At 71.8% G+C, this 22,511-nt stretch carries 19 protein-coding genes and 1 pseudogene; 15 read left to right on the top strand and 5 right to left on the bottom strand.

The features are described from left to right. Positions 1-3: 3 nt before the first annotated feature. The gene (locus tag ACGFIW_RS09960; protein ID WP_393312509.1) at positions 4-1,164 is read right to left on the bottom strand and encodes a low temperature requirement protein A; all 1,161 of its coding nucleotides are present in this window, start codon (positions 1,162-1,164) and stop codon (positions 4-6) included. 197 nt (positions 1,165-1,361) lie between these two features. Between ACGFIW_RS09960 and ACGFIW_RS09965 the strand changes: the two genes are divergently transcribed. Then, positions 1,362-1,826, top strand: coding sequence for a hypothetical protein (locus ACGFIW_RS09965; protein ID WP_393312511.1), 465 nt, complete (start codon positions 1,362-1,364; stop codon positions 1,824-1,826). A 246-nt stretch (positions 1,827-2,072) separates the two neighbouring features. Then, positions 2,073-2,702, top strand: a complete 630-nt coding sequence (locus ACGFIW_RS09970; RefSeq protein WP_393312513.1) for a phosphatase PAP2 family protein — start codon at positions 2,073-2,075, stop codon at positions 2,700-2,702. 8 nt (positions 2,703-2,710) lie between these two features. On the opposite strand, the gene ACGFIW_RS09975 is transcribed toward ACGFIW_RS09970, so the two are convergent. Beyond that, a complete protein-coding gene (locus tag ACGFIW_RS09975; RefSeq protein ID WP_393312794.1) occupies positions 2,711-3,385 on the bottom strand; it encodes a prepilin peptidase in 675 nt (224 codons plus the stop codon). An 860-nt stretch (positions 3,386-4,245) separates the two neighbouring features. On the opposite strand from ACGFIW_RS09975, the gene ACGFIW_RS09980 reads away from it, so the two are divergent. The 12 genes and pseudogenes from ACGFIW_RS09980 (at position 4,246) to ACGFIW_RS10035 (ending at position 13,635) form a co-directional block, all read left to right on the top strand. After that, positions 4,246-4,812 carry a hypothetical protein gene (locus ACGFIW_RS09980; RefSeq protein ID WP_393312515.1) on the top strand — a complete coding sequence of 189 codons (567 nt, stop codon included), beginning with the start codon at positions 4,246-4,248 and terminating at the stop codon, positions 4,810-4,812. Next, positions 4,806-5,771: a hypothetical protein gene (locus tag ACGFIW_RS09985; RefSeq protein WP_393312517.1), complete on the top strand. Its 966-nt coding sequence runs from the start codon at positions 4,806-4,808 to the stop codon at positions 5,769-5,771. Before ACGFIW_RS09980 ends, ACGFIW_RS09985 begins: the two co-directional genes overlap by 7 nt. Further along, positions 5,768-6,427, top strand: coding sequence for an SAF domain-containing protein (locus tag ACGFIW_RS09990; protein WP_393312519.1), 660 nt, complete (start codon positions 5,768-5,770; stop codon positions 6,425-6,427). The genes ACGFIW_RS09985 and ACGFIW_RS09990 overlap by 4 nt, the downstream gene beginning before the upstream one ends. A gap of 2 nt (positions 6,428-6,429) precedes the next feature. Continuing rightward, the gene (locus ACGFIW_RS09995) at positions 6,430-7,230 is read left to right on the top strand and encodes a ParA family protein (protein WP_393312521.1); all 801 of its coding nucleotides are present in this window, start codon (positions 6,430-6,432) and stop codon (positions 7,228-7,230) included. Continuing rightward, on the top strand, positions 7,220-8,761 hold the full coding sequence (locus ACGFIW_RS10000) for a CpaF family protein (RefSeq protein WP_393312523.1): 1,542 nt from the start codon (positions 7,220-7,222) through the stop codon (positions 8,759-8,761). The genes ACGFIW_RS09995 and ACGFIW_RS10000 overlap by 11 nt, the downstream gene beginning before the upstream one ends. Beyond that, positions 8,722-9,668, top strand: a pseudogene (locus tag ACGFIW_RS10005) (type II secretion system F family protein). The gene ACGFIW_RS10000 and the pseudogene ACGFIW_RS10005 overlap by 40 nt, the downstream one beginning before the upstream one ends. Beyond that, positions 9,668-10,537 carry a type II secretion system F family protein gene (locus tag ACGFIW_RS10010; RefSeq protein ID WP_393312796.1) on the top strand — a complete coding sequence of 290 codons (870 nt, stop codon included), beginning with the start codon at positions 9,668-9,670 and terminating at the stop codon, positions 10,535-10,537. The pseudogene ACGFIW_RS10005 and the gene ACGFIW_RS10010 overlap by 1 nt, the downstream one beginning before the upstream one ends. 24 nt (positions 10,538-10,561) lie before the next feature. Beyond that, positions 10,562-10,792: a hypothetical protein gene (locus ACGFIW_RS10015; RefSeq protein WP_393312525.1), complete on the top strand. Its 231-nt coding sequence runs from the start codon at positions 10,562-10,564 to the stop codon at positions 10,790-10,792. Positions 10,793-10,797: 5 nt separating this feature from the next. Then, positions 10,798-11,244, top strand: a complete 447-nt coding sequence (locus ACGFIW_RS10020) for a TadE family protein (protein WP_393312527.1) — start codon at positions 10,798-10,800, stop codon at positions 11,242-11,244. Continuing rightward, the gene (locus ACGFIW_RS10025; protein ID WP_393312529.1) at positions 11,241-11,708 is read left to right on the top strand and encodes a TadE/TadG family type IV pilus assembly protein; all 468 of its coding nucleotides are present in this window, start codon (positions 11,241-11,243) and stop codon (positions 11,706-11,708) included. The genes ACGFIW_RS10020 and ACGFIW_RS10025 overlap by 4 nt, the downstream gene beginning before the upstream one ends. Then, entirely contained in the window at positions 11,705-12,151 is a 447-nt protein-coding gene (locus ACGFIW_RS10030; protein ID WP_393312531.1) for a pilus assembly protein TadG-related protein, read from the top strand. The genes ACGFIW_RS10025 and ACGFIW_RS10030 overlap by 4 nt, the downstream gene beginning before the upstream one ends. Before the next feature lie 14 nt (positions 12,152-12,165). Continuing rightward, the gene (locus ACGFIW_RS10035; protein ID WP_393312533.1) at positions 12,166-13,635 is read left to right on the top strand and encodes a LysM peptidoglycan-binding domain-containing protein; all 1,470 of its coding nucleotides are present in this window, start codon (positions 12,166-12,168) and stop codon (positions 13,633-13,635) included. Between the two features lie 29 nt (positions 13,636-13,664). On the opposite strand, the gene ACGFIW_RS10040 is transcribed toward ACGFIW_RS10035, so the two are convergent. Then, on the bottom strand, positions 13,665-14,519 hold the full coding sequence (locus ACGFIW_RS10040; protein WP_393312535.1) for a DUF2231 domain-containing protein: 855 nt from the start codon (positions 14,517-14,519) through the stop codon (positions 13,665-13,667). Positions 14,520-14,705: 186 nt separating this feature from the next. Here ACGFIW_RS10040 and ACGFIW_RS10045 point away from each other — a divergent pair, with 186 nt between their 5' ends. Continuing rightward, positions 14,706-15,497 carry a crotonase/enoyl-CoA hydratase family protein gene (locus ACGFIW_RS10045; RefSeq protein ID WP_393312537.1) on the top strand — a complete coding sequence of 264 codons (792 nt, stop codon included), beginning with the start codon at positions 14,706-14,708 and terminating at the stop codon, positions 15,495-15,497. Position 15,498: 1 nt separating this feature from the next. Here ACGFIW_RS10045 and ACGFIW_RS10050 read toward each other — a convergent pair whose 3' ends face one another. Then, entirely contained in the window at positions 15,499-19,233 is a 3,735-nt protein-coding gene (locus tag ACGFIW_RS10050) for a discoidin domain-containing protein (RefSeq protein ID WP_393312539.1), read from the bottom strand. A 190-nt stretch (positions 19,234-19,423) separates the two neighbouring features. Next, positions 19,424-22,297: a discoidin domain-containing protein gene (locus tag ACGFIW_RS10055; protein WP_393312541.1), complete on the bottom strand. Its 2,874-nt coding sequence runs from the start codon at positions 22,295-22,297 to the stop codon at positions 19,424-19,426. Between the last annotated feature and the right edge of the window lie 214 nt (positions 22,298-22,511).

The following is a 22,511-nucleotide window of genomic DNA, read 5'->3' on the forward strand; positions in this document are numbered from 1 at the left end:
ACTTTAGTCAGTAGATCTGGGTCGACGGTAGGACATGATGCCTGCGTGATCCAGGACCGCCACCACGAGCACCACCGCCGTGGCGATCGCGCTGACCGCCAGCAGCGGCATCCGCACGACTGCCGCCGCGCCGCCCAGTACGAACAGGGCACCCACGCGAGGCCAGGACAGCCGCCGGTGGATCGCCAGCGAGAAGAGGATCCGCCCGACGAGGAACAGCGTCGGCCCACCCACGATGACCATGACAGCCTTCTTGTCGCCGGTCTCCGTGGGGTGGGCGATGCTCAGTTCCGCCCCGACGGCCGTGACCACGATGCCGGAGATCATCACCAGGTGCAGGTACCCGGCGATGACGCCGAGCCGGGACGGGGCGTGCTCGATGGCCGAGCCGAGGTGCTGACCGGCGGGCGTCACGTAGAGCAGGCCGATCAGCACGGCGGTAGCGAAGACCAGCAGGAATGCGGCGGTCTCGGCGGGGTCGAGGCGGGTGTCGGAGTACGACAGGCCGGCGACCAGGACCAGCTCACCGAGCGCGATGATCATGATCTGCTGGTAGCGCTCGGCGAAGTGCGCGCCAGCGAGGTGCAACTCCTCCGGCCGGGCGCGACCCATCCCCGGCGTGGGCCAGCCGAGCCGTGGGCCGGACAGGTCGATCGCGAGGGCCAACGCCCAGAGCGCCACCCGCCACTCCGGCAGAAACACGCCGGCCATCCACGGCACTGCGGTGACGCTGTACCAGCAGAGGATCCGCAGCGCCCGACGCTGGCGCGGATGCCCGCGCAGCGTCGAGACGGTGATCATGCCCCGGACGAGGTGGACCGCGACGTACGCGCCAGCGAACAGCCCGGCGCGCCCGTGCAGGCCCTGCGGGATCGCCACCCCGGCCAGCAGGCTGCCCAGCGTCGCGACGACCAGCACCGCTCGAATGGTCGGAGTGTCCGGGTCGTACCAGTCGGCGGTCCAGGTGGTGGTCAACCAGATCCACCAGACCCCGACCAACAGCAGGGCGGTACGCAGCACGCCGCCCAGGGTGAGGTTGTGCAGCAGGTGCTCGGCCAACTGGCTGAGGGCGAGCACGAACGCCAGGTCGAAGAAGAGCTCCAGGAACGAGGCGCTCAGCGGCGAGTCACCGCGCCGCAGCAGCCGTTCGGGCCTGCTCGCCATCGGCGCTCCCTCCGCTGGCACGCACGCCCTGCGTCCGTCGTACCACCCGACGCCGACGGGCGGAGGCGAAACCGGGTCGGCCGGCGAATGTCCACCCCACGACGACGACCCACCGCCCCCTCGTGTCGTTGATCCGGCTGCGCCCATGGTCGTCGCTGACCACGGTGGGGGCACCGACTCAACGAGGAGGGACGCCGATGACCGCTCAGCGGGAGACCGTGCAGGTCGACCACGACCTTTTCCGCGCCGTGTACGACTCGCCCGCGTCGCTGCCCGGTCGGCATCGCTGGACCACCCCGGAATCGGACGTCCGGCGGCTGGAGAAACTGCTCGGCATACCGGCGCGCAGCATCGGCGCCCCGCTCTGGGTCAGCGGCGACGAACCCGACTGCCCGAAATGCGGTCGCCGGGTCACCTGGTACGACATCGTCTCGTCGGCGCTCTCCGGCCTGCACGACAAGACCATGATCGCCACCGTCATCCTGGGCGAGCGGAAGTACGTCAACACCGAGATCCCGGCCGCCATCGCCGGTGTGCGCTGCGCCGACTGCCACACGGCGATCGACGGCCTCCGCAGCTTCAAGTGCCACAACTGGGCGTACACCTTCGAGGCGCTGGAGGCCGTCCGCGAACGTATGGCTGGCGGCCCCGCGCCAACCTGAGCCAGCCGCGCGGACCGAGCCAGCCGCGCGGACCGGAGCCCGCCAGCGCGGTTCAGTCGGCCGCGCGGCGGGTGGGGCGGCGACCGGGCGGCGGTTGGTCGGTGGCCGAGCCGCGCAGAGCAGGCTCAACGAATGCTGGACGAAGGGCAGGAGGCCCGGCCGACCTTCGTCAGCTGTGGTGCCCTCTGCCGTGTTCCTAGGGTGTTCCGAAGGTGAACGAGGTATGAACGTGAGGTGAGGTGAGGCATGGCCGCCAACGGCAGCACGGACGTCCCAGAGATCAGTGTTGAGTGGTACCGCGACATCGTCGACGCCGCCGCCAGCAGTCCAGAGCCGGTGCAGTGGTTCGTCGGGCACGCCACCGAGGGGGTGATCCTGCTGCTCGGCGCGCTGCTGCTGATGGCCGCGCTGGCCCGCCGGTCCGGCGGTCCGCACGACCGGGCACTCGCCCTGATCGCGCCGCTGCCGGCCCTTCTGGCGTACGTCGGCAGCGAATGGTTCAAGACCGTGGTGGACGAGGACCGCCCCTGTCGGATGGTCGGCCGGGCGATCATCGCCGGCACCTGCCCACCCCCGGGCGACTGGTCGTTTCCCAGCAACCACGCGACGGTGGCCGGCGCGTTGGCGGTGACCACGCTGCTGCTCTCCCGCCGACTCGGTCTGGTCGCGTTGCCCCTGGCCGCGCTGGGTGCCTTCTCCCGGGTCTTCGTGGGCGTGCACTACCCGCACGACGTGATCGCGGGCGTGCTGTTCGGTGCGCTGGTGGCCGTGGTGGCGACCCCGCTGTTGGCCCGCCCGGCCGCCGAGGTGCTGCGCCGTCGATCCGAGCGCGCCGACCGCCCGAGCCCGAAACTGGCGAGCCGCACCCGCCGGTGAGCCGGCGGTCAGCCGGGCAGCAGAAGCGCGCCCACCGTGCCGAGGAGGAGGAACGGGCCGAACGGCAGGTGCGTGCTCCAGCGGGCCCGACCCGTGGCCAACAGGCCGAGACTCACCACGGCGGACAGCCCGAAGGCGAGCAGCAGCCCGAGCAGCAGCACCGGCCAGCCGTACCAGCCGAGCAGCGCTCCCACACCGAGCGCCAGCTTGGCGTCACCCAGCCCGAAGCCGCGGTTGCCCAGCAGCAACGTGGTGCTGGCGAAGAACAGCGCCAGCCCCGCGCCGGCGGCGGCAGCCCGCAGCCACGGCGCCGGCTCGCCAGCGAGGGCGGCGGCGACGCCGAGCAACAGCCACGTCCCGGCCGCCGCTGGCAGGGTGAGTCGATCCGGCAGCCGGTGCACGGCCAGGTCGACGAAGATCGCCGGGATCGTCCAGCCGAGCCACCAGGCCAGCGCCGGCAGCGCCCCACCCGTCGGGCCGACAAGTGCCAGCAGCAGCACCGCGGTCAGCGCGGCCAGCTCGACCGTGCCCGGCGGTGGGCCGGTCCGTGCGCGGCAGCGACCGCACCGGGCCGCCGGGCCCAGCGCGGGCCAGGGCCGGGTCAGGCCGACCGGCGCGCCGCAGGCGTCGCAGCCGGTCCGGTTCGGCAGGCCCGGAGGTACGGCGTGGCTCAGCGCGGCCATCCGCAGCAGCGGGCTGACCGTGAGGAACGCGAGCACGGTCGAACCCCGGGCGTGGGCCACGGATGGGGAGCGTGCGGCCGAAGGTGTGTGACCCCCCGGGGGCGAGGAGGTCGTGTGCGCCGAGCCGGCGGGCGTCGTCGCGGCTGCCCCGGGGGCGGCTGGTGACGGGCGGGCGGGTGTCGTCGGGCCACCGGACGCCGGGGGTGGCGGGTTCCGCTCGGGTGGATCTTCCCGACCGGGGACTGCCGCAGGGGGGCCGGTCAGCGCCATGTCACCGCCAGGGCACCCCGACATCCCGCCGCAGCGGCAAACACGGATAGTGACGGTACGATCGCCGTGGTGTGGCGGATGGCGCAGAAACCGACCTTCCCCGTCGACCATCCGAGGGTGCCTCCGGCGGGATCGGGGCCGGGCACCCCGCCGGTCGCGACAGCTCGTCGATCGGTCGGCAACCCCGTCCGGATGCCGGGATGAGACCGCGATGTCCCACTCCCGGGACCGCCGACGAGGCGCCGTCGACCCAGAGCCGCCCACCGGCACCCGGCCACTGACGATCTTTCGCCGGGCCATCGGGCCGGACGCGGTGCGGGCACCTGCCACCACCACCTGTCATCACGCAGTGTATTCGCTTTGATTGCCTCTGTTGCATCGGCGAGCGTCAGCTTATGCTCGCCCCTTGGGTGTGATGCAAGCCTCACCTTCACAATCCGACGACACGGGACCTTGTTTTTGTAGAAGATCCGCAACGGTGAATGCGGAGGCGCAATGATCGGCTCCGGATGTGCTGATCCGGGCGCGCTTCCGCATGCCCAGCGGCGGTGATCCGTCACCGCGCCGGGCGACCACGAGGAGGCTCGACGGTGCGCGGACGGCAGCTCAGACGAGCGGCGATCTGCCTGCTGGCGGTCGTGGCGGTGGTGCCGGTCACCGCCTGCGCCGGCGGGCAGGAGGCCGTCGAAGGGCCGGCGGCAGCCCAGGACGACGGGCAACGGACGGAGCCGGACGTCGAACGGCGCGCTGCCGAAAAGGCGGCGCTCGACGCGTACTCCGGTTATCTGGCGGCCTCGCGGGCGGCGAGTGGGCGCAGCGATCCACACGCGCCGGAACTGTCCCGGTTTCTCGCTGATCCACTTCTGACTCGGGTGCAATTGTCCATTCGTGATGCTAAGGAGCACGGTGCTGTGCGAACCGGGACGTTGAAGTCCGACCCGACCGTGACCGCCGTCAGCCTGGACGCGAACCCGGCCACCGTCGAGATCCAGGACTGCCTGGACATGACCGGCTACCGGTTGGTCTACACCAGGAACAAGCGCGTGGTGCCGGGCAGCGGGGGCGGTAGGCACCTGTCCACCGCCACGGCGACCCGATTTCCCGACGGCCGCTGGCTGATCAACGCGGGCACGCTGCACCGGGACCAGCCATGCTGACCTGGGCAGGAGGGGTCGCTCCGGCGCGTACCCCCGGGGTCGCGACAGCTCGGCGGGCCCTCGCCGGCATCGGGCTCGCGCTCCTCCTGGTGGTCGGCACGACCCTGCCGGCCGCCGCCGCCCGGCGCGCCGGCCCGGGGGCGAGCTGCCCGCCCGACCAGCCCGACTGCAGCGTCTGGGACGACGAACCCGGCAAGCCGGGCGGTCCCGGTGGCGGCGGGGACAACGGCGGCGGGGATGACGACGGTGGTGGCGGTGGTGGTGGAGTCTGCCGGTGGGACGGGCGGACGGTGCCCTGCTACGACGAGTTCAAGGGCTGGTTCAACAGCGGCGACGGCTGCTACTACAAGCTGGCCGAGCCGCAGGACGAGGCACCCGAGGGCCAACACTGGTACGTGCAGACCTGCAACGGCGGCGCGGACGTGGGCAACATAACAGTGGTGCTGCGCGAGCCGCCGCCCGGCTTCGGCGCACCGCCCAACCCGGAGGAGTTGGCCCGCCGCGCCCTGGCGAAGATCACGCTGGAGCGGGCGCCGCTGGCTGTCGCACCCCGCAAGAGGAACGGCCCCGGCCTGGTCGGCCTGCCGGTGTGGATGTGGTCCGACCCGAAAAACGCCTACTTCGGCCCGCTCTACGCCGACGAGACCGATCGGGACGTCACAGTCGAGATCACGGCGCAGGTCGACCGGATCGTCTGGGACATGGGCAACGGCGATCAGGTGTCCTGCCCCGGTGCCGGCACCCCGTACGTCGCGACGAACAAGGACCTTGCCGGCCGCACCTCCCCGACCTGCGGCTACCACAAGGGCTACCAGAAGGCCGGCACCTACGACGTCACCGCCACCACCCACTGGAAGGTGACCTGGAGCGGCGGTGGGCAGAGCGGAGAGATCCTGGTGACCCGGAACAGCGACGTCGTACAGATCCAGATCAACGAGCTCCAGGTGGTGACCCGATGAGTCTCGCGACGCACAACGGGACCGGGTCGGTGGACGCACCGGTCAGCCCGCCGAAGGTGGTCCGGCAACGTCGGGTCCGCCCGGGGTTGCTCGGTCTCGCCGTACTCCTGATCGCCCTGGGTGGGCTGGGCGCGGCGTTCGCGGTCACCTCGGTCCGGGCCACCGGCAGTTATCTCGCGGTCGCCCGGCAGGTGGAGGTGGGCCGGGAGATCAGCGCCACCGACCTGGTCACCGTGCAGGTCGCCGGCGGGCAGGGGCTGCGCCCGGTGCCCGCCGGCCGGCTCGACGAGGTGGTCGGCAAACGGGCCGCGGTGAAGCTGGTCCCGGGCACGCTGCTCACCCTGGGGCAGGTCACCGACGACCCGCTGCTCGGCCCCGACCAGCAGCAGATCGCGCTCGGCCTGAAGACCGCCCAGGTGCCGGCTCGGCAACTGCACCCCGGGGACAAGGTCCTGCTGATCAGCACCCCGAACCGCAGCGCCAACGGGGACCCGGCCGCCGCCGGCACCCGGTTCCCCGCCATCGTGATCGACATGGTCAGCCCGGCCAACACCGACAAGGTGCTGTACCTGGCGCTCTCCACCCGGGACGTGCCCGCGGTGGTGGCCCTCACCGCGCAGGCGCGCATCGCCGTCGTGCTGACCGAGGCGGCCTGAGCATGGCGATCATCGCGCTGGTGTCGGCGAAGGGTTCGCCCGGCGTCACGACCTCCGCGCTGGCCTGCACGCTTGCCTGGCACCGACGGCTGGTGCTCGCCGAGTGCGACCCGGCCGGCGGGTCGATCCTCGCCGGCTATCTCGGCGGCCAGTTGGACGGCCCCCGCGGCATCGGCGAACTGGCCGTCGGGGAGCTGCGCGACGGCAACCTGGAGACCGCGTTCTGGTCGCAACTTGTCGACCTGGACGCGCCCCGCCGGGAACGACTGCTGCTGCCCGGGATCGTCGACCCGGCCCAGGGTGGCAGCGTCACCCCGCTCTGGCAGCGGTTCGCCGACTACTTCAACGCCCTCGATCGCGGCATCCCCGGCTACGACGTGCTTGTCGACTGTGGCCGGCTGCACGTGGGCGCACCCCCATGGCCGGTGCTGCGGGCAGCCTCGGTGGTGCTGCTGGTGACCCGGGCGCAACTGCCGGACCTCTCCGGCACCCGGGCGGTGATCACCGCGATCGAACGGGACTTCGCCGAGCATCGGGTGCCAGCCGGCACCCTGCGGCTGCTGTTGGTCGGCGGCGGGCACGGGCGAGCCGAGATCAGTCGCGCCCTGAAACTGCCGGTGATCGCACGGCTGCCACACGATCCGCGTACCGCAGGGGTGCTCGCCCTGGGCGGGACCATACGGACCGGACGGCCGCTGATGCGCGCGGCCACCGCGTTGGAGGTGCCGATCGGCGCGCTCCTGGAGCGGCGGCAGGCCCGGCTGGCCTGGCCCGTGCAGCAGGGAGTCCCGGATGCGGTTTGAGCCGGTCTCCGCGGATCCTCGCCAACAGCCGCCGGGCGCGACCTCCACCGAGCCGCCGCTGGCCGTGCCGAACGGCCGGCACCACCAGTCCATGCCGACGCCGCAGCCGACGCCGACCGCCACGCCACCGCCGGCGTCCACGCCCCGCCCCCGGACGGACTTCCAGGTGGTCCGGGAGCTGCGCCGGGAACTCACCGAACGGCTCACCCTGTGGCAGCGCGGCCGGGAGTTCACAGTCGACGAGGAGGACACCGAGCGGGCCCGGCTGGCCGTCATGGTGGTCGCCGCGTACGCGGACTTCGTCCGACGGGCCGGCACCCCGATGGCCGCCGGTGAGGAGCGCCTGCTGCTCGACCAGGTGACCGCCGAGCTGGTGGGGCTGGGTCGACTACAGACGCTGCTCGTCGACGACACCATCGAGGAGGTGCACATCCTCGGCTGCGACCAGGTGCGCATCGCCCGGCACGGCGGCGGGGTGGACTGGGCCGAACCGATCGCCGACAGCGACGCCGAGCTGGTGGAGATCCTCCAGGCGGCGGCCCGCCGGGCGGGTGCGACCGAGCGGTCCCTGTCCACCGTGAAGCCCACCCTCGACCTGCAACTGCCCGACGGCAGTCGACTGGCGGCGGTGTTCCTGGTCAGCCACCGCCCGTACGCGGTGATCCGCAAGCACAACACCCTGGACGTGAGCCTCGACGACATCGCGGGCGCCCGGGGTGACCTCGACGAGATGATCGACCCGCTGTTGCGCGACTTCCTCCGCGCGGCGATGCGCGCCGGGTTGAACATCATGGTCGCCGGGCTGGCCGGTGCCGGCAAGACCACGATCATCCGGGCGTTGATGAACGAGATCCCGCCCGACGAGCCGTATGTGCTGTTGGAGGAGAGCCGGGAGTTGCTGCCGGCCCGCCGCAGGGAGCGGCACCGGGCGGTGATGAGCTTCGAGGCCCGGGAGGGGCACGGCGAGCGCGGCTTCGACGGGCGTCCGGCCGGTGAGGTGACGATCGCCGACCTGATCCCCCTGTCGCTGCGGATGGGCGTGTTGCGGATCATCGTGGGTGAGGTGCGGTCCCGGGAGATCGTGCCGATGCTCCAGGCGATGACGACCAGCCGGGGCTCGATGTGCACGATCCACGCTCGCACGGCCGCCGGAGTGGGTGAACGGATCGTCGAGCTGGCGCTGGCGCACGGCCGCGAGATGACTGTCGACCAGGCCCGTCGGATGGCCGGCAACGCCCTCGACCTGATCGTCTACGTCACCGTCGAGGACGAGACCGCCATCGGCGGGCGTAAACACCGGTTCGTCTCGCACGTGGAGGAGGTGATCGGGGCCGGTGAAGCCGGACGGATCACCACCACCACGGTCTTCGGCCCCGGCCCGGACGGTCGGGCGGTCCCCCGGCACCTGCCCGAGCGGGTCCGCGACCAGTTGCTGCGGGTCGGTTACGACGCGCGGTTGCTGACCCGCTGGGTCGAGGCCGGCGCCGGTGCCTGGCGACGGCCCCGACAGACCCGACTGGCCCGGCGGTGACCTGATGCTGGGCAGCCTTGAGGTGATCGCGGTGGTCTCCGGGGCCGCCTGTGTGGCCGGTCTGCTGTTGGCGGTGGTCGCGCTCGTCGGCACCCGCCGACCCCCCGGGCCTCGTCCGGGAGGCGGCCGGGGTCCGGGTCGACTGTGGCGCGGACCGGGCGCCACCCCGGCCGAGCAGCGGGCCTACCAGATGCTGCTGGTCGCCGCGGTGGTTGCCGGCGCACTGGCGTTCCTGCTGACCGGGCTGCCGGTGGTGGGCCTGCTGGTGGCGGTGGCGGTGCCCGGCACCCCGTGGCTGTTCGGGGTGGGCAAGGCCGAGAAGAGGGCGATCGCCCGGATCGAGGCGGTGGGCGAGTGGACCCGCCGACTCAAGGACGTCTCCGGCACCGGGCAGGGCCTCCAACAGTCGATCATTGGCACGATCGGCAGCGTGCCACCCGGCATCGAGGACGAGGTACGACTGCTCGCCGCTCGCCTCCAGGCCGGCTGGCTGGCCCGATCCGCGCTGCTGGCGTTCGCCGACGAGATCGCCGACCCGGTCGGTGACCAGGTGGTGGCGGCGCTGATCCTGCACCTGTCGGACCGGGGCGAGCGGCTGGGCGACGTGCTCGGCTCGATCGCCACCGCGGCATCAGCGGAGGTGGCCACCCGTCGGGAGATCGAGGCCAAGCGGACCCAACCCCGGTTCGCGGTCCGTTTCCTCACCGGGATGACCCTGGCGACCCTGGCGTACGGGCTGCTCAACTCCGAGTACATCAAGCCGTACGGCACGCCGGTGGGTCAGGTGGTGATGGCCGCCCTCGGCGCGACCTTCATCGGCCTGCTGGCCTGGGTGCGCTCGATGAGCCAGCCGCAACGGCCGTCCCGGTTCCTGCCGGCGCCCGATCCCGGCGAGGTGATCGCATGATGCTGAACTGGCAGCTCGCCATGGCGGTCTGCGGTGGCGCCGGGGTCGGGTTGGGCGTGTTCCTGGTGGTCCGGGAGTTGGTCCCGGCGACGCCGGCGCTCGGCCCGGCGCTGCGTCGTCTGCACCAGCCGCCGGGCACCGGCCGGGTAGCCACTCCCGCCTCCCGACGGCTGGACGCTCTGACCGGGCTCTCCCGCTGGCTGCGCCCGCCACACCGGCAACTGGCCCTGATCGGCCAGACCCCCGAGCAGTACGCGCTGTCCGTACTGCTCTCCGCACTGATCGGGCTGGCCGCGCCGACAGTGCTCGGGGTGGCGCTGCTGGCGGTCGGCCTGTCGTTCCCGCTCGCCGTACCGGTGCTCGGCAGCCTCGGCCTGGCTCTGATCGGCGGGCTGCTGGCACACCGGGCGGTGCTGACCAAGGCCGAGGCCGCCCGGGAGGAGTTCCGTGCGGCCGTCTGCACCTATCTCGACCTGGTGGCGTTGCAACTGTCCGCCGCGCACGGGCCGGTGCAGTCGTTGGAGCGCGCGGCGGCGGTCTGCGACGGCTGGGTGTTCGACCGGCTCCAGGAGTCGCTGCGGATCGCCCAGATGCAGATGCACGCGCCCTGGGACGAGCTGCGCGACCTCGCCGACAAGATCGGCATCCCGGAGTTGGGCGATGTCGGCGCGATCATGCGCTCCTCGGGCAGCGAGGGGGCACAGGTGCACGAGACCCTGCGCAGCCGGGCCGACTCGCTTCGCGACCAGATCCGTACCGACAACCTCGCCCGCGCCGAGGGAGTGACCAGCCGACTCGACATTCCGGGCGCACTGCTCGTCTTCGTGCTGCTCGGCTTCGTCCTCTACCCGTTCGTCGCCCGTCTCTGAAGCCTCCCCCTGAAGGAGAACGCCATGCCCATTCTCAGCTATCTGCACGTCGTGCTGACGACGCGCCTGGCCGAGCTGCGCCGTGACAGTGAACGCGGTGACAGCCCGGTGCCCACTGCGGTGATCATCGCCGGCCTGGTCGCCGTCGCCATGGCCGTCACCGCCCTGGCCCTGGCCAAGGCCAACAACTGGATGGACGGCATTCCGGACTACACGGAACCAGGCCCGGGCAGCGGCGAAGGCGGGGGCGAGTAACCGGGATGCGTCGAGCCGCGTTTCCGAGGTGGCGCCGGGCGGTCACCGCCACCCGGCACCACCTCGCGGGCGGCGACCGGGAGCGGGGCGCCAATCCGGTGGAGCTGGCGGTGATGATGCCGTTGATCCTGGTGCTGCTCTTCGCCTCGATCCAGATCGCGGCCGTCTTCCTGGCCCGCTCGACCGCGCTGCACGCCGCGCAGAGCGGCGTCAACGCGCAACGGCCGTACCAGGCGCCCGACGGCGCCGGCGTGGACAGCGCGACCCACTTCCTCCAGACCGCTGGCGGCTGGCTGGTGGGCTGGGACAGCACCGACCCGACCTGCGTGATCATCGACGAGGTCGAGGTCACCTGCACGGTGAGCGGCCGCTCCCTGTCGGTGGTGCCGGGCGTGGACTTCGCGGTGCGGCAGACCGCCCACGGGACGATGGAGAGGGTGACCGACCCATGAGCCGCACCGCCGAGCGGGGCTCGGTCTCCATCGAGGTGGCGGTGCTCGCGCCCGCGTTCATCGCGCTGATGGTGCTGGCCGGCGTCGTCGGGCGTACCGCGGTGGCGGCGGAGACGATCGACGCCGCGGCACACGACGCCGCCCGCGCCGCGTCGATCTCCCGGGACTCGACCACGGCCCGGACGGCGGCGCTGAAGGCCGTCCAGGATCAGCTGAACTGGCATGGGTTGGCCTGCGCCAACGACCCGAACCCGGAACTCACCGGCTCGGTGGGTGGCCAACCGAGCAGTTTCGACGACGCCTTCAGCAGCCCGGTCGGTGCGGACGCCACGGTGACGGTGACGGTGACCTGCCTGGTGTCGCTCCAGGACATCGCCCTCGACATCCTGCCCGGAATGCCGGGCGAGAAGCAGGTGAGCGCGACGTTCACCTCGCCACTCGACCGTTACCGGGGCCGGGAATGACCGGGGACGGCCGCCGCCGCCTCTCGGGCGACCACGGCCGGGTGAGCATCTTCCTGGCGGTGGCGATGATCGGCGTACTCGCCATCGTGGGTCTCTCCTTCGACGGCGCCGGCCAGCTACGCACCCTGCAACGTGCCGAGAACCTGGCCGCCGAGGCCGCCCGCGCCGGTGGTCAGGCCATCGATCGGGCGACCGCGATCGATGGCGGGGTGCCGCGGATCGACGAGACCGAGGCGACCGCGGCGGTCGCCAGCTACCTGGCCGCCGCCACCGGCACCAGCGGCCACACCGTGAGCTTCCCCGAGGTCGCCGGGGAAACCCTGATCCGGGTCACCGTCACGATCACCTACAACCGCTCGATGGTCGGGCCGTTCGTCCAGGACAAGACGGTCACCGTCACCGGCGAGGCGACCGCGCGGGCCATCACCGCAGCAGCACCGTAGGAAGGAAGGCAGCCATGCCCGTATCGGGTGGGTCCGTCGTACGACGGACCGGACGGATCCTCACCGGCGTCGGCGCGCTGGCCGTGCTGTGCGCGCTGTTGGTCGGCGCGCCGATCGCGCTGCTGGCCTTCGCGGGCAATCCCCTGCCTGATCACCTCCCCACCATCGCCGAGATCGGCACCACGCTGACCAGTCGCGACGACGGCCAACTCTTCCTGCGGGCACTGGCGGTGGCCGGCTGGTTCGGCTGGGCCACGTTCGCCTTCTCCGTCCTCGTCGAATTGGGGGCGCAGAGCCTGCGCCGCCCGGCACCGAAGCTGCCCGGGATGAGTCGCCAGCAGAAGGCCGCCGCCGCGCTTGTCGGCTCGGTCGCGCTGATCCTCGCCGCCAGCCCGGCCGCCGCCAGCGCCGCGGCGGTGTACGGTGCCCCGGCGTACGCGAGCACGAACGCACCGGCCACCGCCACCCTGGCCGCACCGACCCGCACGGGTGCGACGCCGGACACGGCGGCCCCGCTGGCACAGGGCGGGTTGGCGGGCAGGGCCGCCGCACCTGGCGGCTCGACAGCCCACGACGAGCCCGCCCCGGTGTACCGGGTGGCGCGGGGTGACTACCTCGGCGAGGTGGCCGAGCGTTACCTGGACGAGTTCGGCGACTACCGACAGCTCGCCAAGCTCAACAAGCTCGACGACCCGGACCGGATCCGCCCCGGTCAGTTGCTTCGACTGCCCACGGAGGCCGCCGACCAGGGTGCCCGGCAGCACGCCACCGGCCGGCTCGTCGACCGGCCCGCGACGCCGAAGCCACCCGCGCCCCGGCCGGCGCCCGAACGGGCCGCACCGCAACAGCCGACCCCGGCACCCCCCGGCGGTACGGAGTCGGCGGGCCAACCACCGGCGATGACCGTTGGCGCGGCCCGGGCCGGCACCGAGGACCGGGTGAACCGGCCGCTCGCCGTCTCGGCCGTCCTCGCCGTGGCGAGCATCGTCGGCGCTCAGATCGGCGCCGTGTTGGGGCTGCGGCGACGCCCGGCCACCGCCGGAGCGGCTCTCGGTTCCTCCCGCACGCCCCGGGGCGGTGTCGGCCGGGCCGGCGGGAGCACGAGCCGGGGTGCTGGCGGCGCGGGTCGCACCAGCGGCCTCCGGCGGACCGGTTCCGGGTCGGCGGGAAGCGGTGCGGCGTGGGCCGCCAGCCGGGCGGCCGCGGCCGTCGAGGCGCCAGCAACACGTGACGTCGGCATGGCACCGATCGGTGGTGGCACGGCGTCTCGCGACGGCGGTACCGCACCGAACGGCAGGGGAATGGCGTCGCCCGGCAGTGGGATCGCGCCTCCCGGCAGTGGAACGGCGCACGCCGGTGCGTCGGGTTGGGGTGCCGACGACGGTTGGGCGGGCGGCAGCCCGGAGGGCGGATTCTTCGACGGCGGGCACGACGTGGACTCCGCATCGGACGGGCCGTCGGTCGGCCGACACCGACGCGGCTGATCCGTTCGCCCGCCCCGGCGCGTACCGCCTCAGGGTAGGCGGGTCTGGAGCACGCCGTTCTGGATCCGGGTGGGCAGGATCTGCTGGTCGTTGCCGGAGGGCCCCTGCATGACCTCGCCGCCGTTGAGCCGGAACGCGCTGCCGTGCCACGGGCAGACCACGCAGGCGTGGCCGTCGATCTCCTGCACCTCGCCCTCGCCGAGCGGCCCGCTCTGGTGCGGGCAACGCTCCAACATCACGGTCACCTCGTCACCGTGCCGGTAGAGGATCACCGAGATGTCGTCGTCCACCTCTCGGGTGATCAGGGTGCGCTGCGGCAACGTGGCCATGTCGGCGAGCGAGTGCCAGCCGTCGGTCATCCGGTGCAACTCGGAGACGCTCTGGTTGACCTGCGCCCCCTGCTTGTACGCGAGGTGACCCCCGATGTACGCCCCGAGGCTCACGGTGGAGAGCCCGAGGAAGCCGAGTGCGCGGCCGACGCCGTGCCGACCGGACAGCCGCGCGGCCAGCGAGCCGGCGTAGAGCGTCAGGCCGACGGTGTTGGCGGCGGCGTGCACGAGGCCGACCCGGCGCTGGTCCCGGGCGAGTGCCGCCCAGTCGTTCAGCCCGGCGATCGCCGCCGGCACCGCGCTGACGGTGCCCAGGCCGACAAGCACGGTGGCGGGTCGACGTTGGCCGGGCATCAGGTCCAGCACGGCGGCGCTGATCCACGCGCCGACCGGTACCTGCACCATCGCCGGGTGTAGCGGATGCCCGAGGGTCACCCCGTGCAGCAGGTCGCGCAGCCGCCGCGGACGCAGCGTCCCCAGGACGACCTTCTGCAACCGGTCTCCCGCGCCGTCCAGCCGGGAGTCCTGCTCAACTTTCGTCAAAAGTGCTCGCACGAGTACCGACTTCCCGGCGATTGCCGTCGCAAACCGGTCGGCGGGAACAAACCTGCCACGCCACCCACCCCGCCGATCTTGCACTTTCTGCCCCGACAATTCGCGGCACAGGCCGCGAAAGGGCGACCGAAAGTGCAAGATCGACGGGGATTGTGGGGTGGGGGGCGGGGCGAGCATGCTGGCGGGATGGGTGTGCGGGTGACGCGGGTTGGGGCGGTTTGCACAGTGATCCTGGATCGGGTTCCGGCGCGCAACGCTGTGGACGGGCCTACGGCTCGGGCGCTCGCCGACGCGTTTCGGGCCTTCGAGGCCGATCCGGACGCCGCGGTGGCCGTGCTCTGGGGGGCTGGGGGCACGTTCTGCGCCGGAGCCGACCTCAAGGCCCTCGGCACGCCGAGCGGCAACCGGGTCGAGCCGGAGGGGGACGGCCCGATGGGCCCGACCCGGATGACGCTCAGCAAACCGGTGATCGCGGCGATCTCCGGGTACGCGGTGGCGGGTGGGCTCGAGTTGGCGCTCTGGTGTGACCTGCGGGTCGCCGAGTCCGACGCGACGCTCGGCGTGTTCTGCCGCCGCTGGGGAGTGCCGCTTATCGACGGTGGCACCGTGCGGCTGCCCCGGTTGATCGGCGAGAGCCGGGCCATGGATCTGATCCTCACCGGCCGGCCGGTGCCGGCGGAGGAGGCGTACTCGATGGGGTTGGTCAATCGGTTGGTGCCACCCGGCCAGGCACGGGCCGCGGCCGAGGAGTTGGCGGCGGAGATCGCCCGGCACCCGCAGACCTGCCTGCGCAACGACCGGGCGGCGGTCCTGGCGGGCGGCGGGCTACCCGAGCCGGAGGCGCTGGCGACCGAGCTGGCGTACGGGATGGATTCGCTCGCCACGGACGCGGCCGCCGGCGCGGCCCGGTTCGTGGCGGGCGAGGGCCGACACGGCGCGACGCCGCCGGGAGGAGTCCACCCCCCGGCGGCGTCGTAGCTCAGTTGCGGTTGATGGTGAAGGTCGACGTGGTGTTGCGGATGTCCACCGCGTTGTTCGTCAGTCGCAGGTTGTTGAAGGTGACCGAGCCGACCGCCGGGCCCTGACCAGGTTCCGGCATCTCGTTGGCCCAGACCGCGAAGCCCGACTTGGCGTCGAACGCGTCACCGCTCTTGCGGGCACCGCTGATCGAGATGTTGGTGAAGACGGTGTCGGTGATCGGGTTCTCCGGCTGCGAGCCGTTGTACTTGGTCTGGAACATGATTCCCGAGTACGTCGGATCGACGATGTCCACGTCGGACACCCGGATGCCGCGGAACTCCTTCGAGGCGGAGAAGACCCAGATCGCGGGGAATGTCTGGGAGCCCCAGAAATGCCCACCGGCCCGGATCAGCGAGATGTTCTGGAACTGCGTCGGTGGGCTGGCTCCGAACCCGATGAACGGATAGCCGAAGTCCAGCGAGCTGATGGTGATCCCGGAGTACGTCAACATGTCCGCGATGTAGAGGTTGCGGAAGATGTTGTTGTAGCCGCCGTAGACCGCCAGCCCGGCCGCCCGCCAGGTCAGCGTGGCGGTGAGGTTCTCGAACACGTTGCCGTTGTTGCCTGTCGACGCGCCCTGGTCGGTGGCCGAGAAGAGGGCGAACGCGTCGTCGCCGTTCGACCGCCCCTCGGTGTTGGTGACCAGGTTGTTGGTGCTGCCGTTGGTCAGGTTCACCCCGTCGGCGAAGGTGTTGCGGAAGCGGCTGTTCTTGATGGTCAGCCCGCTGACGCTCACCCCCCAGTACGCGCAGACGGTGTGCTCGACCCAGACGCTGTCCAACGTCATGTTGTCGACGTCCTTCAGCTCACCCCAGACCTTGCCCGGCCCGTCGATGCGGTTCGTGTAGTTGCCGAAGAAGGCCAGGTGGGAGAAGGACGACCCGCTGGCCGACGACTCCACCCGGAAGCCCGCGTCGGTGTTCTGCTGGCCGGTCGGGGTCTGGAAGCGGGTGTACCACATGCCCGCGCCGGTCACCGTGATCGGCTTGCCGTACACCTGGAGCTTCTGCGAGGTCTCGTAGGTGCCGGCCGGCAGGTAGACGCCGAGCAGGTTGCCGGTGGTGTCCATCCGGACCGCGTCCAGGGCGTTCTGGACGTCCTGGTGGCTGAAGCCGGACGGCACCCGGTAACGGGACGGGTCCGGGTTGGCTCGCGGTGCGACAAGCTCCAGGTTGACGAAGTCGATCGCGTACGTGGTGGTGTTGGCCGGGTCCTTCTGGAGCCGGATCCTGCTGCCGGCCGGGATCGTCGAGTTCAGCATCACGTTCGCCTCGTCGTACAGGTGGCGAGGCGGGCCGGCGCTTGGCGAGTCACTCGGGCTGGCCTCCGCACCGTAGAGCCAGATGTGCTTGGAGGTCAGGTTGATCGGCTTGTGCAGGGTGCCGTTGACGTAGATGTTCAGCGTCGAGTCGATGCCCCCGCCGCCCGCCGAGTCGGGGATGGAGAAGCGGGTGACCAGGGTGTTGGTCGCCGCCCGGGTGGTCCACTCGACGTACGCGCCGGTGCTGTTCAGGGTCACCGCCCGACGCCCGGACGCCTCACCGCCGAGGTTGCCGATCTCCCGGTTCGGGCCGACCTGCCCCGCTCCGCCGCCGGTCGTGCCGTCCTCGGCCTCGTACATGTCGTAGCCCAGGTTCGCGCCGCGCCCCACGAAGAGCGGACGGTCACTCGTGTTGTTCGTCTGCTTGACCGGCAACTCGTTGCCGTCCACGGCGAGCACCACCCGGACGGTGTACCTGCCGTTCGCGGCGGTCCAGGTGCCCAGGTTGACCGGGCCCACCGTCGCGCCGGCGTTGATCACCCCGGAGTACGAGCCGGTCAGCGTACGGACCACGGTGCCGGATTCGTTGAGCACGGTCAGGGTGATGCCGTGCGAGCCGGACGCGGACGCCTGGTTGCCGGCGTTGCGGATCGACACCGAGAAGGTGACGGTGCTGCCCGGCGGCGGGTTGCCCGGCGACCAGTCGACCGCGGAGGCGACCAGGTCGGAGCTGGCGACCGCGCCGACCACCAGCGGGCTGGGGTTGGTGTAGCTGTTGTTGGTGTCGTCGGACTCGACGACGGTGTTCGACTCGTCGACCTTCGCGCTGAGCGGGTAGCTGCCCGCGTCGCGGGTGCCGATGCTGGCGCTGACGGTGGTCGAGGCACCGGCCGCGAGGCCGCCGACCGACGCGGTGCCGACCCGGGTGGAGCCCAGGTAGAAGTTGACGTTCGTGGCGGCGGAGGCCGTCGAGCCCGCGTTGCGGACTGTCGCGGAGAGCGTGATGGTGCTGGTCTCCACCGGTGCGGACGGGCTGTACGACATGCCGGTCACGGTGAGGTCCGGGTTCGGCGCGGGGGTGCCGAAGACCTGGAACTCGGCCACCTGCCCGGCCGGTGCGCCGGTGTTCGAGGCGATCGAGAGCCGGACGTCGGCCGCCGCGCCGGAGACCGGGATGGTCACCGTGTTGCCGCTGCTCGGGTTGAAGGCGTAGTTCGTCGCGCCGACCAGTGTGGTGAAGCTCGACGAGCCCTGGTCCCGCCCGAGCACCGTGATGTTCTGGGTACGCGCACCCCAGGCCGAGTCCGGGTTGAGCTTCACGACGACCTGGCTGAGGCTGGCGTTCGCACCGAGCTGCACGGTCAGCGTGCTCGGGTTGCCGTTGCCCTCCCAGTAGGTGGCCACGTTGTTGTCGTTGGCGTTGGTGGCCACGAACGTGTGCACGAACCCGGAGGCGGTGATCGGCTTGCCGACCGCCAGGTTGCTCCCGGTGGGCGGGTTGCCGGTGCCGGTGCGGGTCACCGTGTTGCTGTTCGCCGACTGGTTGCCGGCCGCGTCCCTGGCCCGCACGTAGTACGAGACGGTGGCGCTGTCCGCCTGGCTGTCGGTGTAGGTGAGCGTCGAACCGCCGACGCTGCCGCGCAGCCCACCGTTGGCGTAGACGTCGTAGCCGGTGACGCCGACGTTGTCGGAGGATGCCGACCAGGTGAGCCGGATCTGCCCGCTGGCCGGCTGGGTGTACGCCAGGTTGCCGGGAGCGCTTGGCGCCTGGGTGTCGGTGCCACCGCTGGCGCCGTACACCTCGACCTCGGAGAGCTGCGCGGCCGGCCAGCCGGTGTTGCCGGTGACCTGCACCCGCACGTAGCGCGTGCTGGCGGCGGTGAAGCTGACGGTCGCGGTGTTGCCGCTGCTCGGGTTGAAGGTGTAGCCGGCGGACGCCTTCAGGGTGCTGAAGGACGAGCCGTTGGTGGAGCCGAGCACCGACAGCGTCTGCGTACGGGTCTGCCAGTCCGCCGAGGGCGGCAGCTTCAGCACCACCCGGTCGACGTTGACCGTGGCGCCCAGGTCCGCCTGGATCCACTGCGGGAACGCGTTGTTGGCGCTCTCCCAGTAGGTCGACGCGTTGCCGTCGTTGGCGTTGCTCGCCACGTAGTTCTGGTTGTAGCTGCTGGCGCTCATGCTGGCGGAGAGCCCGGCGAGCAGGGCCGCGCGGGCGGAGCCGGCCGGGGCGGAAGCGGGCGTCGCTGCCGGTGCCGCGGTCGCGGGGGTGACGGCGGGGACGGCGGCGACGAGCAGTCCGGCGAGCGCGCCGGCGAGCAGCCGCCGGGCTGGCAGTCGGCCGGCCCGGCGGGCGCTGTCGGCTCTGTCGGCTCGGGGGACGGAGCCGGGCGAGCCGGCACGCGGGGTGCCTCGGGTGGTGCCGTTTCTGAACATGGGTGGCTACACCTCTTTCGGGGGTGGTGTGGGGTGCGCTTTGCCCGGTGACGGGTGCAGGGATACGCCCGTCGTGCCGCGACAGGTGGGGGACGGTGCGGTGCGGGGGGACGGGTGCGGGCGGGCCGGCGCCGCGCTGCGCCGGGTCCCGACCGGTGGCCGCCGCCCGGTCTGGGCGGGGGCCGTCGGCCTAGCTGGAGTAGACCTCGAACTCGCTGAGCTGACCGGCTGGCCAGCCGCTGTTGCCGGTGACGGTCAGCCGCAGGTACCGCTGGCTGGTCGCCGTGAAGGTCACGGTGACGGTGTTGCCGCTGGCCGGGTTGAAGGTGTAGGCGGCGGACGCCTTCAACGTGCTGAAGGACGAGCCGTTCGTCGAGCCGAGCAGCGCCAGCGTCTGCGTACGCGTCTGCCAGGCCGACGACGGCGGGAGTTTCAGGACGACCCGGGACACCGTCCGGTTGGCGCCCAGGTCCACCGTCAGCGACTGCGGGAAGGCGTTGTTGGCGCTCTCCCAGTAGGTGTTCGCGTTGCCGTCCACCGCGTTGGGGGCGGCGTACACGTCGGAGTGGCTGGTCTCGGTGATCGACCGCCCGGCCGCCAGGTTGCCGCTGGGCGGTGGGGTGGTCGGCGGTGGGGTGGTCGGCGGTGGGGTGGTGGTCGGCGGCGGCGTGGTCTGGGTGCCGCCGTACACCTCGACCTCGGAGAGCTGCGCCGCCGGCCAGCCGGTGTTGCCGGTGACTGTCACCCGGACGTAGCGGCGGTCACCGGAGGGCAGGCCGATCGTCACGGCGTTGCCCGAGCCGGGGGCGAACACCCGACCGGCGGACGATGCCAGCGTGGCGTACGACGAGCCGTCGGTGGAGCCGAGCACCGACAGCGTCTCGGTGCGTTGCTCCCAACCGCTGGGCAGCTTGAGCACCACCCGGTCGACCGAGCGGGTCGAACCCAGGTCGACGGTGACCGACTGGGGGAAGGCGTTGTTGGCGCTCTCCCAGTAGCTGGCCGCGTTGCCGTCCACCACGTTCGCCGCCGTGTAGCTCTGGTTGGTGCTTGTCGCGGTCGCCGACCGGTTCAGCGCCAGGTTTCCCCCGCTGGTGGGCGGCGGTGTGGTCGGTGCCCCGGTGGTGGGTACCGGACTGCTCGGAGGTGGCGTGGTGGGTCCGCCACCCCACTGCGGGTCCGGCCACGGCCCGCAGTACGGGGTCGACGTGTACCAGCCGGAGTTGCCGGAGCCCTGGGTGATCTGGAAGCCGCCGCCCACGCAGTTGTGCATCGGGTTGCTCTGCGCGATGTTGGTGGCCCGCACGTTGGTGAAGGACACCTGGCTCGGTGCCTGCACCTGGAGCGCGTACGTGCCGGCGCCGTCGATCCGTACGTTACTGAGGTTGATGCCGCTGGTCTGGCCCTCGATCCAGTGCAGGGCCGCGTACGAGCTGTCCAGGATGTCGGTGTCGGTGATGTTGATGGTGGCCTGTTGGAACGACTCGTTGAGGGCGGAGAACCAGATCGCCCCGACGCCGAAGTTCCAGTTGTAGTCCGAGTTGCCGTTGCGGATCAACGTGTTCCGGGCGATCGTCCAGGTGCCCCGGACCGCGGTGTCGCCCTGCACACCCGGGTAGCGGTTGGCCACATGGATGCCGCCGCCGTTGGTCAGCGAGTCGGCCGTCACGTTGTCGGAGATCGTGATGTCCCGACCGCCGTAGCTGACCAGGTGGTTCGCCAGCAGGGTCACGCCGATGGTGTTGTGGGTGAAGGAGTTCTTGACGTTCGGCACGCTCTGCGCCCACATCGCCAGGGCGTCGTCGCCGGTGTTGCGGACGAACGTGTTGGTCACCGTCGAGTTGGTGACGCCGGTGTGGAAGTTCACCCCGTCCGCGGTCTGGTCCAGGATCCGGCTGTTGCGGATGGTGAAGTTGTCCATCGGGCCGTCCATCCACGCCCCGACCTTGGTGTTCTCCAGCCACAGGTTGTCGACCACCGAGTTGGTCATCGCCCCGCCCAGGGCGTTGACCTGGTCGTCGTCGATCCGCTCGCGGATGTCGCCGATGATGGCGAAGTCCCGCAGTGTGACGTTGCGGCTCGGGCCGTTCGCCTCGTGCGCGCGGACCGGGCCGGTGTAGCCGCCACCGGGGACGTACTTGCCGTAGATGCCGACCGACCGGTTCCGGTCGGTCGGGTGCCGGCCGCCGAGCACCGAGTACCAGGGCCCGGCACCGCGCAGGGTCACCCCGTCGACCACCACGTGGTCCCAGAGGGTGAAGGTGCCGGTCGGGATCCAGACGGCCCGGCCCTGGGCCTTGCCGGCGTCGACCGCCGCCTGGAACTTCGCGGTCGAGTCGGTCGCGCCGCTCGGGTCGGCGCCGAAGTCGGTGACCACGTCGAGCACACCCGAGGGTTTGGTGATCGCCGGGGCGACCAGCTCGAAGTCGGCGAGGTCGATGGTGAACGAGGGCGACTGCGCCGTCGAGGAGACCTGGAACCGGATCTTCGCGCCGGCCGGCTGGGTGCTGCCGAACATCGCCCGGGTCTCGTCGTAGAAGTGGTGCGGGTTGGTGTCGCCCGGGTTGTTGTTGAACGGGTATCCGCCGTAGTACCAGCCGTACCGTGAGGTCACCGGGACGGACTTCAGCAGCGACCCGTTGGCCCGCAGGTCGATGGCGGCGTCCCGGCCGGTGCCGGCCGGGCTGTCCGGCAGGCTGTAGCGGAAGGTGACCGCGTTGGCCGGCGCGGTGAGGGTGAACTCGACGTACTCGCCGACGGCGTCGAGGGTGACCGCCTCCCGGCCGGACGCCTCGGACGGCAGCGTGCCGTAGCGACGGTCCGGGCCGATCTTCGAGCCGTTGTGGGCGGCCTCCTCCGCCTCCTGTTCGACGAACGGGACGGTCGCGCCCCGGCCGGAAATGTCGAAGGGTGACAACCCGGCCGCCGAGGCCGGAGTCGCCGTGCCGGTGATCGCGAGGGCGGTCAACGAGGTGGCGGCGAGCAGGGTGGCGGCGATGGCGGCCAACCCTGCCCGGGTCGGGTGTCGAAGGTGGTGCGGGGTGCCGGTGGTGTGGTTGGCCATGAGCTGCGCTCTCCCTTTCGTCAGGCAGGCCAGATCCCCCCGTGTTGGTGCGGTGTGACGCGTTCCCCCCGGTCCTCCTTTCCTCGGATGAGGTGGTGGGGGGGGGCGGGGCGGGCCCCCCGCCCCCCCCCCCGCCCCGGGAGGGCGGGCGCCGGCCGGCCCCCCCTTCGGGGGGTAGCACCCCCCCCCCCCGGTCCCGCGGCCCCAACCCCAC

It is taken from the genome of Micromonospora sp. NPDC048935, assembly GCF_043197875.1.
Lineage (GTDB): Bacteria > Actinomycetota > Actinomycetes > Mycobacteriales > Micromonosporaceae > Micromonospora.